Source organism: Caballeronia sp. AZ7_KS35 (assembly GCF_023631045.1).
Lineage (GTDB): Bacteria > Pseudomonadota > Gammaproteobacteria > Burkholderiales > Burkholderiaceae > Caballeronia > Caballeronia zhejiangensis.
The window spans coordinates 1-14191 of sequence record NZ_JALQDV010000070.1 but is presented as its reverse complement, the minus strand read 5'-3'; the positions used below and the strand labels follow the sequence as shown (position 1 = coordinate 14191).

The 14191-nt window shown below is 62.8% G+C and carries 13 protein-coding genes and 4 pseudogenes; 16 read left to right on the top strand and 1 reads right to left on the bottom strand.

The features are described 5' to 3' along the window. From NCT05_RS35340 to NCT05_RS35270, 16 genes and pseudogenes are all read left to right on the top strand, one after another. Positions 1-160 (top strand): annotated as a pseudogene (locus NCT05_RS35340) (IS630 family transposase); the annotation flags it as partial. A 156-nt stretch (positions 161-316) separates the two neighbouring features. Then, positions 317-526 carry a hypothetical protein gene (locus NCT05_RS35335; protein ID WP_350030114.1) on the top strand — a complete coding sequence of 70 codons (210 nt, stop codon included), beginning with the start codon at positions 317-319 and terminating at the stop codon, positions 524-526. Between the two features lie 167 nt (positions 527-693). Beyond that, positions 694-762: pseudogene (locus tag NCT05_RS37295) on the top strand (helix-turn-helix domain-containing protein); the annotation flags it as partial. A gap of 36 nt (positions 763-798) precedes the next feature. After that, on the top strand, positions 799-1191 hold the full coding sequence (locus tag NCT05_RS35330) for a LysR substrate-binding domain-containing protein (protein WP_250504543.1): 393 nt from the start codon (positions 799-801) through the stop codon (positions 1189-1191). 365 nt (positions 1192-1556) lie between these two features. Next, positions 1557-2411, top strand: a complete 855-nt coding sequence (locus NCT05_RS35325) for a transporter substrate-binding domain-containing protein (RefSeq protein ID WP_250504542.1) — start codon at positions 1557-1559, stop codon at positions 2409-2411. Between the two features lie 7 nt (positions 2412-2418). Further along, entirely contained in the window at positions 2419-3081 is a 663-nt protein-coding gene (locus NCT05_RS35320) for an amino acid ABC transporter permease (protein WP_250504541.1), read from the top strand. Between the two features lie 9 nt (positions 3082-3090). Next, positions 3091-3744, top strand: coding sequence for an amino acid ABC transporter permease (locus NCT05_RS35315; RefSeq protein WP_008345529.1), 654 nt, complete (start codon positions 3091-3093; stop codon positions 3742-3744). Then, positions 3741-4552 (top strand): annotated as a pseudogene (locus tag NCT05_RS35310) (amino acid ABC transporter ATP-binding protein). The gene NCT05_RS35315 and the pseudogene NCT05_RS35310 overlap by 4 nt, the downstream one beginning before the upstream one ends. Next, positions 4549-5784: a M20 family metallo-hydrolase gene (locus NCT05_RS35305; RefSeq protein ID WP_250504540.1), complete on the top strand. Its 1236-nt coding sequence runs from the start codon at positions 4549-4551 to the stop codon at positions 5782-5784. Before NCT05_RS35310 ends, NCT05_RS35305 begins: the two are co-directional and overlap by 4 nt. A 10-nt stretch (positions 5785-5794) precedes the next feature. Next, complete coding sequence (locus NCT05_RS35300; protein WP_250504539.1) at positions 5795-6493, top strand: DUF1989 domain-containing protein; 699 nt, start codon at positions 5795-5797, stop codon at positions 6491-6493. 141 nt (positions 6494-6634) lie between these two features. Then, positions 6635-7186, top strand: a complete 552-nt coding sequence (locus tag NCT05_RS35295) for a cupin domain-containing protein (RefSeq protein WP_008345534.1) — start codon at positions 6635-6637, stop codon at positions 7184-7186. A gap of 16 nt (positions 7187-7202) precedes the next feature. Further along, complete coding sequence (gene speB, locus NCT05_RS35290) at positions 7203-8156, top strand: agmatinase (RefSeq protein ID WP_250504538.1); 954 nt, start codon at positions 7203-7205, stop codon at positions 8154-8156. Positions 8157-8590: 434 nt separating this feature from the next. Further along, the gene (locus NCT05_RS35285) at positions 8591-9265 is read left to right on the top strand and encodes an alpha/beta hydrolase family protein (RefSeq protein WP_250437914.1); all 675 of its coding nucleotides are present in this window, start codon (positions 8591-8593) and stop codon (positions 9263-9265) included. A 482-nt stretch (positions 9266-9747) separates the two neighbouring features. Beyond that, positions 9748-11037 carry an LssY C-terminal domain-containing protein gene (locus NCT05_RS35280; protein ID WP_008345537.1) on the top strand — a complete coding sequence of 430 codons (1290 nt, stop codon included), beginning with the start codon at positions 9748-9750 and terminating at the stop codon, positions 11035-11037. Then, entirely contained in the window at positions 11034-12287 is a 1254-nt protein-coding gene (locus NCT05_RS35275) for an LssY C-terminal domain-containing protein (protein WP_250504537.1), read from the top strand. Before NCT05_RS35280 ends, NCT05_RS35275 begins: the two co-directional genes overlap by 4 nt. Then, positions 12274-13431 carry a lipase family protein gene (locus tag NCT05_RS35270; protein ID WP_008345539.1) on the top strand — a complete coding sequence of 386 codons (1158 nt, stop codon included), beginning with the start codon at positions 12274-12276 and terminating at the stop codon, positions 13429-13431. Before NCT05_RS35275 ends, NCT05_RS35270 begins: the two co-directional genes overlap by 14 nt. Before the next feature lie 321 nt (positions 13432-13752). On the opposite strand, the pseudogene NCT05_RS35265 reads toward NCT05_RS35270, so the two are convergent. Continuing rightward, positions 13753-14109 (bottom strand): annotated as a pseudogene (locus NCT05_RS35265) (response regulator); the annotation flags it as partial. Positions 14110-14191: the final 82 nt, after the last annotated feature.

The following is a 14191-nucleotide window of genomic DNA, read 5'->3' as shown; positions in this document are numbered from 1 at the left end:
TATCCAACGTGATGTGATCGCGCGAGGCGTCTTCACCACTGTGAAGGACTTGGACCGTAAGCTGATGCGCTATATCCACGAGCACAACAAGAATCCGAAGCCGATTAAATGGAAGTACGACGACCCATCGCGCCGAATTCGGCCGGTGCCATTTCAATGATGCAGTGGACTAGTCGGGGACGGCGCACTCGTCGAATATAACGCCAGTACCGGAGTCATCGAAGAGTCGTTCAACGTCGGGCGGTCGAGTGAAAGACCGACGCCCGATGTCAACGGCGCCATCGCGACGCAAAACTCGGGGACGATTCGCAACGACGTGTACTGGAACAAGGAAACGACGAATCAGCTTAACGCGGTGCATTTCGCCGAGGGCGGCACGGCACCGCCCCCGACGAACGGATTGACCACTGCGCAAATGAGCAATCCGGCGAGCTTCGTGTCGTGGAGCTTCGGTCCTTCAGGCGTCTGGGCGATGCCGGCGGGCGCGACGTATCCGGTGTTGCGGTGGCAACTGACGGCGCATTGAGAAAACTTCGCTGCTCGTAATAAGCCGCATGTCAAGACCGGAGATGTCCATGATTCACTTCCAGTACCGCTGGCCGGCTCGTTTAAGTTACTAACTTCTAGCGCGGCGCTGGACGCGAGGCAGCTCAATGTCGGTCGGCCAGCAGGCACGGGTAGGTATCGCGTCGCATCGCCGCGCTAGAAGAAGACCTCGGCGTACGGCTGTTTCATCGGACGACGCGATCGCTCACGCTGACCGTCGAGGGCGAGGCATTCGTCCCTTTCGCCACCGCGATGGCCGATGCGGAGTCGGGCGCGCGCGCCGAACTCAGCCCGTTGCCGGGAAAGGCGTCAGGGGTGCTTCACGTGACCGCGCCGAGCGGGTTCGGGCAATCCGTCGTCCTGCCGATGCTGCCTGCATTGCTGGAAGCGAATCCGGAACTGCGCATCGATCTCGATCTTTCCGACCGTCAGGTCGATATCGTCGGGCAAGGCCTCGATCTGGCCTTGCGCATTGCGCCGCTGGAAGACTCCGAACTCGTGGCGAAGAAGATCGGGCCGAACCCTCGCCTTATCTGCGCGGCACCGGTAAGGCCGAGTGCCAATTTTGCAGCAGGACGATGGGCGTCGATCGCGCGGAACGTACGATCGTACGCCGGGTACCCGAGTTCGCAATCTCCAGACTGACGAAACGTTGCGAGCTTGCTAGTCGAACCCTTGCGCACGACGCATCGAGGGTCCATCTCCATGTCGCCGCTGCTGGTTGAGCCGCGGCCGCCGGACGCCCTGTCGCTCGTGTGACGTCTTGCGTCCCTATTGCGGATCCCACTGACTCTCGCATTCACTCCCTTCATACTTCAAACCGGTGCATCGCCGTGCGCGGCGGTGCATTCGCCCGCTTCTACACCCCCCTTTCAGTGCATGTCGGAAGACGAAGCCCCGCAGGTCCGGGCGCTCCGCGTTGGCACACTTCATGCCTAATGAAGCACATTCAAGTTGCTTGAATGTAATTCCGATTGCTTTCAACATAGCCCATACGCAAGGGAAGTGTCATGAACAAACGTCTTCGCCATTTGCTGACCGCACTGACGGGCGCGCTCGCGCTCAACGCGGCCGCGCCGTCGCTTGCGCACGCGGAAGATCTGCTCGCCCGCATCAAATCGAACAAGGAAATCACGATCGCGACGGAAGCGCGTTACGCGCCCTTCGAATACGTCGATAACGGCAAGATCGTCGGCTATGACGCCGATCTGATGGCCTACGTCCTCAAGTCTCTGCCCGATGTGAAGGTCAAGCAGCTCGACCTGCCCTTCCAGGGTCTGCTGCCCGGTCTCGATGCAAAGCGCTTCGACCTCGTCGTGACGGCCGTGACCGTCAACAAGGACCGCGCCGATCATTTCGCCTTCACTGTTCCCGTCGCCGACGCGACCACCGGCGTACTCACCCGCTCCGCCGATACCTCCATCAAAGCGCCGAACGATCTGAACGGCAAGGTGGTCGGCTCGCAGACCGGCTCTGCACAATTGCAGGCGCTCATGGCGCTCGACAAGAAGCTGAAGGAAGCAGGCGGTCCCGGCATCAAGCAGATCAAGCAATACGTCGCGTTCGACGAAGCCTATGCCGACCTCGCCGTCGGCCGGCTCGATGCCGTCGCGCAGTCCGTCGCCAATCTCGGGCCATTGCTGAAGTCGCGTCCAGGCGTTTTCGCGGTGCTGCCGCAGACCATCGGTCCGAAGAGCTACTTCGCCTGGGTCGCACGCAAGGACGCCGACAGCGCTGCCCTCCTCAAGCTCTTCAGCGATGGCATCGCGAGAGCGAACAGCGACGGCACCATGAAGAAGCTTCAGGAGAAATGGTTCGGCTCGACGATGGACGTTCCGGCCACGCTTCCCGCACCGTCTATCTGACATCGCGATGAACGGTCCCGATCTGCTTACGCGCTGCATCGGCTACTTGCCGCAACTGCTCGACGGCGCGCTGACGACACTGGTGCTGTCGGCGGTTGCCGTCGGCTGCGGCTTCTTCGTCGGCGTGTTCGTCTACACGATGTCAGTCAGCGACAGCCGGCTGATGCGCGGCACGGCGCGCGTGTATGTGAGCCTGCTGCGCGGCACGCCCGTACTCGCGCAACTGCTGGTGTTCTACTACGTGCCGTCCGCGCTCGGGCTGGAGTTACCGGGGCTCGCTGCCGCCGTGATCGGGCTGTCGCTCAACACGGGCGCGTATCAGTCGCAGATTCTGGGCGCGGGTTTTCGCTCCATCGCGCCGCGGCAGATCGAGGCGGCATCGACCTTCAATCTCACGCGGCGTCAGACCTTGTGGCATATCGAAGTGCCGCAAGTCGTGCGCGCGACGCTGCCCGCGCTCGTCTCCGAAATGATCGATATCGTCAAGGCGTCGGCGGTGGTGTCGGTGATATCCGTAACGGATCTGATGCGCGTAGGACAGCAGCTTTCGTCATCGACGTATCGGCCGCTCGAAGTGTACGCGCTGGCGGCGATGTTCTATCTGGCAATCACGTCGCTGCTCGCGGGCGCGGGTCATGTGTACGCGCTGCGTGTGGCACGGCGTCCGTGAGGCATCGGCATGAACAACTTCATCGCACTCGTTCCGCGCTTCATCGAAGCGATGGGCATCACGCTCGAAGTGAGCGTGCTGGCGGCCTTCATCGGCATCGTCGCGGGCTTCGCGATCAACGCGATGCGGCTCGCGTTCGGCCGTCCGTTCGCGCTCGTCTATGGCGCGTTCGTGTGGCTGGTGCGCGGCACGCCTTATCTGTCGCAGCTCGTGATCGTGTACTTCGGGCTGCCGGTTTTAGGCGTGACGTTGTCGGCCGTGCAGGCCACGATCCTTTCGCTCGCGTTCTATTCGAGCGCTTATTTCGCGGAGCTTTTTCGCGCGGCATGGGCGAGCGTTCCGCGCGGTCAGCTCGAAGCCGCCGCCGCTTTCGGCGTGAGCCGGCGAGACGCGTTCCGCTCCATCGAGCTGCCGCAGGCGCTCGCGTTCGCGGCGCCGCTGATCGCGAACCAGACGATTCTCGTCATCAAGGAGAGTGCGGTCGCGTCGATCATCACGGTGCCCGAATTGACGATGACGGCCAGCGATATCGTCGCATCGAGCTACACGTATATCGGTCCGTATGCGCTGCTGATCGCATGTTACTGGCTGCTGACGCAAGCCGTGTCGCTGATCGCGCAGGCCGCGACTTCCCGCATTCCGTTTCTGAAGAAGACATCATGAGCGACCTTCCGATACTCAAGCTGCGCGCCGTCGGCAAGTCCTACGGCGAGAACCGCGTGCTCAAGGGCATCGACCTGGATGTGATGCGCGGCGAGATCGTCACGCTGATCGGGCCGTCCGGTTCGGGCAAGACCACCGCGCTGCGCTGCATGAATTTTCTCGAAGCCTATGACGAAGGCGAAGTGTGGATCAAAGGCCAGTTGCTGGGCTATCGATCGACAGGACGCACGGCGAAAGATCGTGACAGCGAAGCCAGCATCGCCGACGTGCGCCGTCCTATTTCGATGGTCTTCCAGCAATTCAATCTCTGGCCGCACATGAACGCGCTGGACAACGTCGCGACGCCGCTCGTGCTCGCCAAGAAGATGAGCAGGCGCGACGCGCGCACGAAAGCGTTGGCCGCGCTCACGCGTGTCGGTCTCGAGCACAAGGCGGACGCGTATCCCGCGCGCGGCTGAGCGGCGGGCAGCAGCAGCGCGCGGGCATCGCGCGGGCGCTGGCCATCGAACCCGAAGTGATTCTGCTCGACGAACCCACATCCGCGCTCGATCCCGAACTCGTCGAGGAAGTACTCAACGTGATCCGTTCGCTCGCGCAGGAAGGCATGACGATGGTGATGGTCACGCACGAGATGAGCTTCGCCGCGAAGATCTCCGACAAGGTCGTGTTCATGGAAGCCGGGAAAATCGTCGAAGCCGGACCGCCCGCGCAACTGTTCGGCAATACGCGCACACCGCGCTTGCAGCAGTTCCTCAAACCGTGGCTGGAACGCAGCCTCGATTTCGTGAGCGAAGGAGTGACATCGTGAGCGCAAGAAAAGTGGCGCATTTCGTGAACGCGGCGCGCCTGCTCGAATCGATCGAAGCCCTCGCTGCATTCGGCGCGCGCGATGACGGCGGCGTGGACCGCCCCGCGCTCGGCGAACGCGATATCGAAGCGCGGCGCTTTCTGATCGACCGCGCGCGTGCGCTCGGCTGCAGCGTGCATGTGGATGCGTGCGCGAATCTGTTTTTCCGCCGCGAGGGCGACGCAGCACTTGCGCCGGTGATGACCGGCAGCCACATCGACACGCAACCTGCCGGCGGCAAGCTCGACGGATGTTACGGCGTGCTTGCGGGCTTCGAAGTGCTCGCCGCGTTGAACGATGCGAACGTGCCCACGCGCCGTCCACTCGAAGTCGCGATCTGGACCAACGAGGAAGGCACGCGCTTCTCGCCGGGCGCGATGGGATCGAGCGCCTTCGTGGAGCCGTCGCGGATGGCGCGTTATGCGCACGTGCAGGACGCCGAAGGCACAACCCTGAGCGCGGCGCTGCAACGCCACGTCAGCGCGTTCCCCGAACTGCCGCCGCGCGCGCAGCAAGACGCCGCGCATGCCTTCGTCGAACTGCATATCGAACAAGGTCCGCAACTCGAAAAGGCCGAGGTGCCGCTCGCTGTCGTCAGCGGCATTCAGGGCGTGCGCTGGTACGCGTTCCATGTGCAGGGCATTGCCGCCCACGCGGGCACCACGCCGATGCCACTGCGCCGCGACGCGATGACGCTCGCCATCGCGCTGCATCGGGAACTCGATGCCATCGCCCATGAACTCGGCCGCGCCGATACGCGCGTCACGTTCGGCCGCTGGAACATCGCGCCGAATTCGATCAACACGATTCCGTCGGCGGTGAGTTTCACCGTCGACTTCCGCCATCCGGACGCGCGCGTGCTCGGCGCGTTCGATGAACACGCGCAGGCCATCGCGCAATCTCATGGCGCGCGCATCGAAGCGCTATTCGCCCATGCGCCCGTCGCGTTCAATCCGTCCGTGTTGTCGCGCATCGACGAAGCCTGCCGCGCGCTCGATACCCGCGCGCTGCATCTGACCTCGGGCGCATTCCACGACGCCATGTATCTCGCGAAACATTGCCCGAGCGGAATGATCTTTGTGCCCAGCATAGACGGCATCAGCCACAACCCCGCCGAAGCGACGGACGCCGGACATCTCGTGCTCGGCGCACGCGCGCTCGCTCATTGCCTCACCACACTCTGCAACGACTGAAGGAGCCCACATGAACGCATCCGCAACGACTCTTGCAAGCACCGAAGACAACGGCCAGGAAACCGGCGTCAACGCCACGCTCAACGAACCCATCTCGCCGGACGGCACGCCTGAAATCGGCATGCCGTATACGGTGCCCGCGCGGTGCGGCCGCGCGGTGCGCGTGCAGGCCGGGCAGACCATCCGCATCGCCAATCCGCGCGGCACGCAAGTGTGCGATACGTGGATCTTCAACGCGCAGCATCTGAACGAGTTTCTGTCGTTCGAACATACGCGCGCGTTCATCGACAAGATCATTCCGCAGCCGGGCGATCCGCTCGTGACCAACCAGCGCCGCCCGATTGCCGAACTCGTCACGGATACGTCGCCGGGCGTGCACGATACGCTCATCGCCGCGTGCGATCTGTACCGCTATCGCAATCTCGGCGTCGAGCACTATCACGACAACTGCGCGGACAACCTGCGGCTTGCGCTGAAGGCTATTGGCCTGCGCACGAAGGAAGTGCCCCAGCCGTTCAATCTTTGGATGAATATTCCCGTCAAGCCGGATTATTCGATTGACTGGCTGCCGCCCGTGTCGAAGTCCGGCGATTACGTGGATATCAGGGCCGCGATGGACTGCGTCGTGGTCATGTCGGCGTGCCCGCAGGATATCATTCCGATCAACGCGCTCAACCCGCTCGAAGTCGAGTTCACGGTGCTCGGATAAGCGCGCCCTTCTTCTTTTCGATGGTGTTCATTCGTGGCCAGCAAGCGACCTTCCTCAACTGCAGCGCGTACTTCACCTAAAGCCAACGCCGCGCCGGCGTCCGCCGCCGATGGCCTCGGCACGCGTCTGCGTCATGCGCGCATGGTGCGACAGATGACGCTCAAGGTGCTCGCGGGAGCGGCGGGTTGCTCGGAAAGTCTTCTGTCGAAGGTCGAAGGCGGCCACGCGACGCCTTCGCTCGCCATGCTGCACAAGCTCGCCATTGCGCTAGACACCAACATCGCGGCACTGCTGTCCGCGCCGACCCTCACGGCTTCGCCCGTTCAGCGTGCGAGCGAGCGGCCCTCGGTGCGCTTTCCGGGCGCGCGGGCCGCTCCGGCGGCCGGCAAACGCAGACGTGCCGAGGGCTCCATCATGCTCGAACGCCTTGTCGTGCCGAGTCCGGGCCAGTTGCTTCAGGGCGACATCCACGTACTGGAGCCGCTTGCCCGCAGCGACGAGCAGATTCATCACGTCGGCGAAGAGTTGGGTTATGTGCTCGAAGGCGAACTGGAACTCACGCTCGGCGATCAGAGCTATTCGCTCAAGGCGGGCGATTCGTTCTATTTTCCGAGCACCGAGCCGCACAGCTATCGCAATCCGGGCGATGCGGTGACGCGCATACTCTGGGTCAACACGCCGCCCACGTTCTGATCAGCGGGAACTCATCATGGCCAGCACCGATGTTTCGCAGATGCAGTTGCCGCGCTTCGCCGGCATTCCCACTTTCATGCGCGTGCCGTTCGAGCGCGACCTCGCGGCGCTCGATATCGCGCTGGCGGGCGTGCCCTTCGATGGCGGTGTCACCGCGCGTCCTGGCGCACGCTTCGGGCCGCGCGAGATCCGCAACATGTCCACGATGATGCGCGCGATTCATCACGTCACGCGATTCAATCCGTTCGAAGCGTGCCGCGTGGCCGATATCGGCGATGTGCCCTTCGAGCATCTCTACGATCTAGAAGCCGCGCACGCCGATATCCGCCGCTTTTTCGAGCCGGTATTCCGCGCAGGGAAGATAGCGCTGATCGCGGGCGGCGATCACTCGATCACCTATCCGGTCTTTCAGGCGATCGCGCCGAAGCAGCCGCTCGCGCTCGTGCATATCGACGCGCACACGGACACGTGGGACGCGTTCAAGGGCTCGAAATTCACGCACGGCGCGCCGTTCCGACGCGCGGTCGAAGCGGGTCTTCTCGAGCCCACGCGCACGATTCAGATCGGCATACGCGGCGCGCAGAATACCGACGAAGGCTGGCGTTATTCGTTGGATCACGGCATGCGCGTGGTGTTCATCGAAGAGTTCGAGGAACGCGGCCCGGCGGCGATCGTCGAAGAAGCGCGGCGCGTGGTCGGCGATGCGCCCGTGTATCTTTCGCTCGATGTCGATGGGCTCGATCCGGTGTTCACACCTGGCACCGGCACGCCGGAAATCGGCGGATTGACGACGCGCGAAACGCTTGCGTTGCTGCGCGGACTCGACGGGTTGAACTGGGTCGGCGGCGATGTGGTTGAAGTGTCGCCGCCGTATGATCCGAGCGGCAACACCGCGCTCGTCGCCGCAACGATGATGTACGAGATGCTGTGTCTGTTCGCGGCACGTCAGGCGGGATCGAGCCGACGCTAGCGCAGCGTCGAACGCGCTGCCGCTCGATGGTCCCGGCGTTAGCGAGCGACGTACCCGCGTCGCGGCCATACGCGGCCAACCATGCGTCGACTAACAGCTTCTTGCTGCCGGACCTGCTCTTTCAGGGAGCCCGATAAATGAACCGCTCTCCGAGAACTTCCTTTGACGCTGCTTGCAGTGTTGTAACAGCTCGCTAACAATGATGCAGGCGTGCTATTACGCGAATGTCTCGAAGCGCAGATCACATTGCTGTCGGGCTTTCGGTCGTCAACCGACACATCGCGACTGCGGCGCCCTCCGCGATGCGCGCGCTCCATGGATCGGCCGGCAAAGTCCGCCCGAGCAATGCCTTGCCGGAAGCTGCCACAAGCGTCTCCCGATGCCTCATTGATGCAGAATCGGCGCAAAGACCACACCGACACGACCTGAATACCATGGACGACGCAGAATCGCTTTCGCTCGCACTACCCGACGGCTCTAAGGTCTCTGCGCTCCTTCAAGTGCCAGCGCACGCGCGAGCGCTATACGTCTTCGCGCACGGCGCTGGGGCGGGCATGCAGCACGCCGGCATGTCGTCTTTGGCCGACGCGCTTGCCGCGGCGAACGTCGCCACATTGCGCTACCAGTTTCCGTACATGGAGCGGGGCTCCAGGCGGGTGGACTCGCCGGCCGTGGCACATGCTGCCGTGCAGGCAGCCGTCGCAGAGGCCCGCCGGCGGCTGCCAGCCCTGCCGCTCTTCGCGGGCGGCAGGTCGTTCGGCGGCCGCATGACGTCCCAGGCCCAAGCCATCTCCGCGCTCGATGGCGTGCGTGGCCTCGCTTTCGTCGCGTTCCCGCTGCACCCGGCGGGCGCGCCCGGCGTCGAGCGGGCGCGGCACTTGGCGGACGTCACGGTGCCGATTCTCTTCCTGCAGGGCACGCGCGACAAGCTGGCCGAGCTTCACCTGCTGAGGTCGGTCGTCGAGACGCTGGGGCCGCGCGCCACGCTGCATGTGGTGGACGACGCAGATCATTCGTTTCACGTGCGCGCATCCTCCGGCCGGACCGACGCGGAGGTCGTGCGCGAACTAGCGCGGACGATGTCGGAGTGGTTCTTCGCCGAAGGGTAGTTCGTGCGCGTTACCTGAGCAAGCGCAGGAATGCTTGTAGCAGAGTCGGGACGGGAAGCCGGCGAACTCGCCGTCCTGCACTCGCCCTCTCAACGCTTTGCTATCCGCAGACGGTCTGTCGCATAGCCACGACAACCGACGCCTGTCGCGTCGGCGGCGTTTTGCCAGTGCTTAGTGAGTGAATTTGTCAGATCGATCTTTTCGCGGTGCTTCCGCCCCCGGAAATCGCGGCGGGCCATCTGCTTTGATTTGGCCGGCGCCGATCCGTGCAAGCCGCTTAGGGACGCGGCCGGAAAGCAATTAAGACATGGCGAGCATCAACTCCGTGCTGCACGGATGCGATCCGCGGTCGCTACCCCATCGGCGCCCCAACCTCTACTAAACTGGGTAGCGTACTCCTGCAAGCTCAGTGAGGGCGGCGCGCAGTTGGCTAGCTGATCCGCGCGACCGAACGCCACGGTGTCAACCCCGGAGTTGACTTGATGAACAGCGTCGTTACCAGGATGCTGATTGCGATTTCCGTCGGCTATCTAGTGGTCGGTTGCGCTGCGGTTCCGCCAGAAGCCGCAATACCGGCTTACCAAAACCGGGCCGTGACACGCGACGAGGCCGGCATCGAGGTTTCAACAGCCGTGCTGTCCTCAGAGGAAAGCGCGGCGGTGTACGGTGTCCCGCTTGCCGAAAGAAGAATTCAGCCCGTCTGGATCGAGGTCCGCAATCGCGAGGACCACAACTACTTTCTCCTGTCACCCGGCCTGGATCCAAACTTCTTTCCCGCATCGGAGGCGGCAGAGGCTTTCAGCAGCGATGCTTCGCCCGACCAGCGTTCCGAGCTCGCGCGCCGCTTCCGTAGTCTCGCTTTTCATAACCCCGTGCGTCCCGGAGAGACGGTCGCGGGGTTTGTGCTGACGAATTTCAACGCGGGCGCGAAGCTGGTGCAACTGGATCTCGTCGCGAGCGGACACGCTCGGACGTTCTCCGTTTTCGTATCCGTACCTGGGTTTGAAGCCGACTACAAGCGTAGTCAGGTCTTCAGACGGGCGACCGATCCGCAGGAGCCCACTGTAAATTACACGGACGACGCGAGCTTTCGAGAAGCGCTCGAAGCACTGCCCTGTTGCGCAACTGACGAGGACGGCTCAAAGAAGGGCGACCCGCTCAACCTGGTGATCGTCGGCAGCCTCGACGACGCCTTTCCCGCACTGGTGCGGCGGGGCTGGAGCCTCACGGAACGAAAGTGGTCGGGGGCAATCGAGCGGATGATCAGCGCCGCGTTGTCGGGCCAAGCGTACGTCAACGCGCCGGTGAGCGACCTTTACCTGTTCGGACGCGCCCAAGACCTCGCGCTTCAAAAGGCGCGGGGCGACATTCACCAGCGCAACCATATGCGGCTCTGGCTCAGCACGATGCGCTATCACGACAAGCCTGTGTGGGTTGGACAGATCAGCCGCGATATCGGGATTCGCCTGACGTGGCACTCGTCAACGTTCACGACACACAAGATCGACCCGGAGGTGGATGAGGCACGCACTGCGCTGACCGAAGACATGGCGTATTCCCAGAACCTGTTCAAGATGGGACTAGTGACGGGAGTGGGTGCCGTGTTGGAAGCTGCGCCGCGAAGGAATTTGACGACCGACCCGTATTACACCGACGGCTTCCGCGTCGTGCTGGTGTTCGATCGCACGCCGAGGCCGTTATCGCAGATCGAAATCTTCCCGTGGATCACTCCGTACAAGGTACTGCGGGTGACGCCAGGAGCGAGGCCATGACCATCCAGCAGACCTTGCGCAGGCGACGGTCTAATGCAGGACTCGCGCTATGCCTGGCGCTCGCGCTGGCCGGCTGCTCGACATGGCAAGTTCCGCCCGAGGCGGACGCTGAGCCGTTGCGTCAGCGCGAGGTCAGCGCCTCCAGTCGCGGCGTACGCGTGAGCGCAACGGTGCTTAGCGAGGAAGACAGCAAGCGGATGTATGGTGCCGACGTCAACAGAACGGGAGTGCAGCCGCTTTGGCTCGAAGTGCAGAATGGGACGTCGCAGGCGCTGTGGCTTTTACGCTCGGGCACGGACCCGGACTACTTTTCACCTCATGAAGTCGCATGGTCAATGCATACGCTGTTTGGCGGCGCAAGCAACAAGCGCATGGACGACTATTTCCGTGATCTCAGGTTCAACAACCCCATCCCGTCGGGGGAGACACGATCGGGCATTTTGTTCACCAACCCCGATCAAGGCATCAAGCTCGTCAATGTCGATCTGCTGGGAAACCAGACGCTGATGCCCTTCTCGATCTTTCTGCGTGTGCCAGGCGGCACAATGGATCCACGGCTGTCGCAGATCCCTCTGCCACCCTCTGCCACTGGAATCACGGACTACCAGGACCTGGCGTCGCTGCGCGCGGCGCTCGAGCGCCTACCATGCTGTGCCACCGACCCGAGCGGGACTATTCAGGCCGATCCGCTAAATGCCATTGGCATTGGCCAGCTCACCGACATCGGGGCAGCGCTGGTGCGGCGCGACTATCGGCGCGATGCGCGGGAGTTTGACCTCGCGCAGCGCGTCTTCGGTCGGGAACCGGACTTTGTCACGCGCAAGCAGGCGCAGGCCGGGGCGCCCGCAAACTGGATCCGGGGATGGCTCGCTCCTATCCGCTTTCAGGGACAACTGGTCTACGTCGCGCAGGTCGGCCGCCCTGTCGGCGGGCGCTTTGCACCCCGCGATAAAAAACGCCTCACTCTCCACGAGAACGTCGACGAGGCACGCAACTTTCTGATGCAGGACCTGATGTATTCGAGCGGCCTCGAAAAGCTCGGATTTGTGAACGGTGTTGGCCCCGCACCGCCGACTCGTCCTCGTATAACCCTTGACGGTGCGACTTACTATACGGACGGATTGCGCGCGGTCGTGTTCTTCGCCACCCGGCCGCGGAGTCTGTCGGATGTCGATTTTCTTGAGTGGGTCCCCTATCTGGAAGAGCCAGATACTCGTCAAACTGGAGCAACCGGCAATGCGAGTCAGTGACTCGAGATCGAGATGGGCGCTCATTCAATTCAAGCGTCAGGTTGCCGCTGCCTTCGATGCGTGCCGCCAGATCAGCGCTTGGTTAGCGACGATCACGTCGTGCGTTCTCTTCGGCGCATGCGCGGCGAAGCCGCTTATCCCGTACTCGGCCGATACACCCCCGATGGTTCTCATGCCCGCGTCTCAGGCTGGCGTCATGGATAAGCGAGGGCGCTTTCGGGAAATTTATTGCGCGGTCCTCGAAGCACGCGGTGCAGCGCTACCCGACTACCGCCCGTGCGAGCAAGCGCTGACGCGGGTCGGCGCAGAGTCCCCTGGCACCGGCGAGCCCGTCGAACTTGGCCAGTCTAGGCGGCACCTGATTGGGGCGGTGGTGCATGGCGTCGGCTACGATTGCTTCGATCCCTGGCTGGATACGCCGGATACCGTCGTGACGCATCTTCGCGAGTATGGCTTCGATGCAGCGCTCATCAACGTCGACGCGCTGTCGAGTTCCACTAACAATGCACGGCAAATTCGCGACGCGATCATGGCTATGCCGGCATCGGAGGACGCGCCGCGGCTCGTGTTGATTGGTTATTCGAAGGGGGCGCCCGACATTTTGGAAGCACTGGTCGCCTATCCTGAGATACGAAGCCGCGTGGCGGCGGTGGTGAGTGCCGCCGGTGCAATCGGCGGCTCCCCGCTCGCCAACGACGCCGACCAATATCAGGCCGACTTGTTGCGCTATGTTCCGGGCGCAACCTGCACATCGGGCGATGGTGGTGCCGTAGAGAGTTTGAGACCTGCGACTCGCAAAGCGTGGCTCGCGCAGCATCCGCTTCCGGCTGATCTGCATTACTACTCGGTCGTGACGTTCCCGCAGCCCGAGCGAATCTCCTCGATCCTGAAGTCGAGCTATGACAAGCTCGCGCGCGTCGACTCGCGGAACGACAGTCAGGTCATCTTTTACGATCAGGTTGTCCCCGGCAGCACGCTTCTCGCCTACGTCAATGCGGATCACTGGGCGCTCGCGGTGCCTGTTGCGCGGACCCACCCTACGATCGGGGCGCTCTTCGTTACACAGAATGCGTATCCTCGCGAGGCGCTGGCAGAGGCGATTCTGCGCTTCCTGGAGGAGGATCTTGGCGTGCCGATCCGCTGATTAGCTGGCAGTCGTCTGTCAACGAACGCGTTCGGGGCCGTTTCAACCGGTTGATGCAGCCCCATGTACACCGGTCCGGCGTCGGTCCGGCCTCGACCTGAACCGGCCGCTGGAGCGGTCACACTGCGACTTGGTCGAACGGCAGAAACCGGCCGGTTGCGGAATTTAGCACAACGGCCAACCAGCTAACGAAAGGGTGAGGAAGTAAATCCGTGCAGCCATATGCGTTAAGCGGCAACCATCTCTGCAGACGTCGTTCGTCCGTCAAGGCTGTAACGTGTCCGGAAGGCGGCCCGTTCGCTGGCTCGTGCGATGGACAGCTTACTGCGCCCCGGATTGCGGCGATTCCAAGCTTTTCACGGCGTTCCTGATCTCTTGCAGAAGCCGGCTCTGTTGATACGGCTTGCGTAGTCTCGGTAGATCCGCTCCGGTGCCCTCCGGCAGTTCCGCGTAGCCGGTTGCGAGTATGACAGGCAGGACGGGCCTGAGTGCCCGCGCCGCATTGGCTAATTCAACGCCGGTCATCTTGGGCATTGAGAAATCAGTTAGCAGAACGTCAACTTTCTGGCCTGCGCGAAGGACTTGGAGCGCGGCGTCCCCTGATGCGGCCTCGATCACCTCATGTCCAAGGTCCTGCAGGAGATAAGATGTGCTTGACAAAATAAGTGGGTCATCATCGACGACTAGTACAACATCCCGTAATTACCTTTAATAATTATCGGGCTGCAGATAAGGCTGTAGGAGCGTGACGACGACCTCG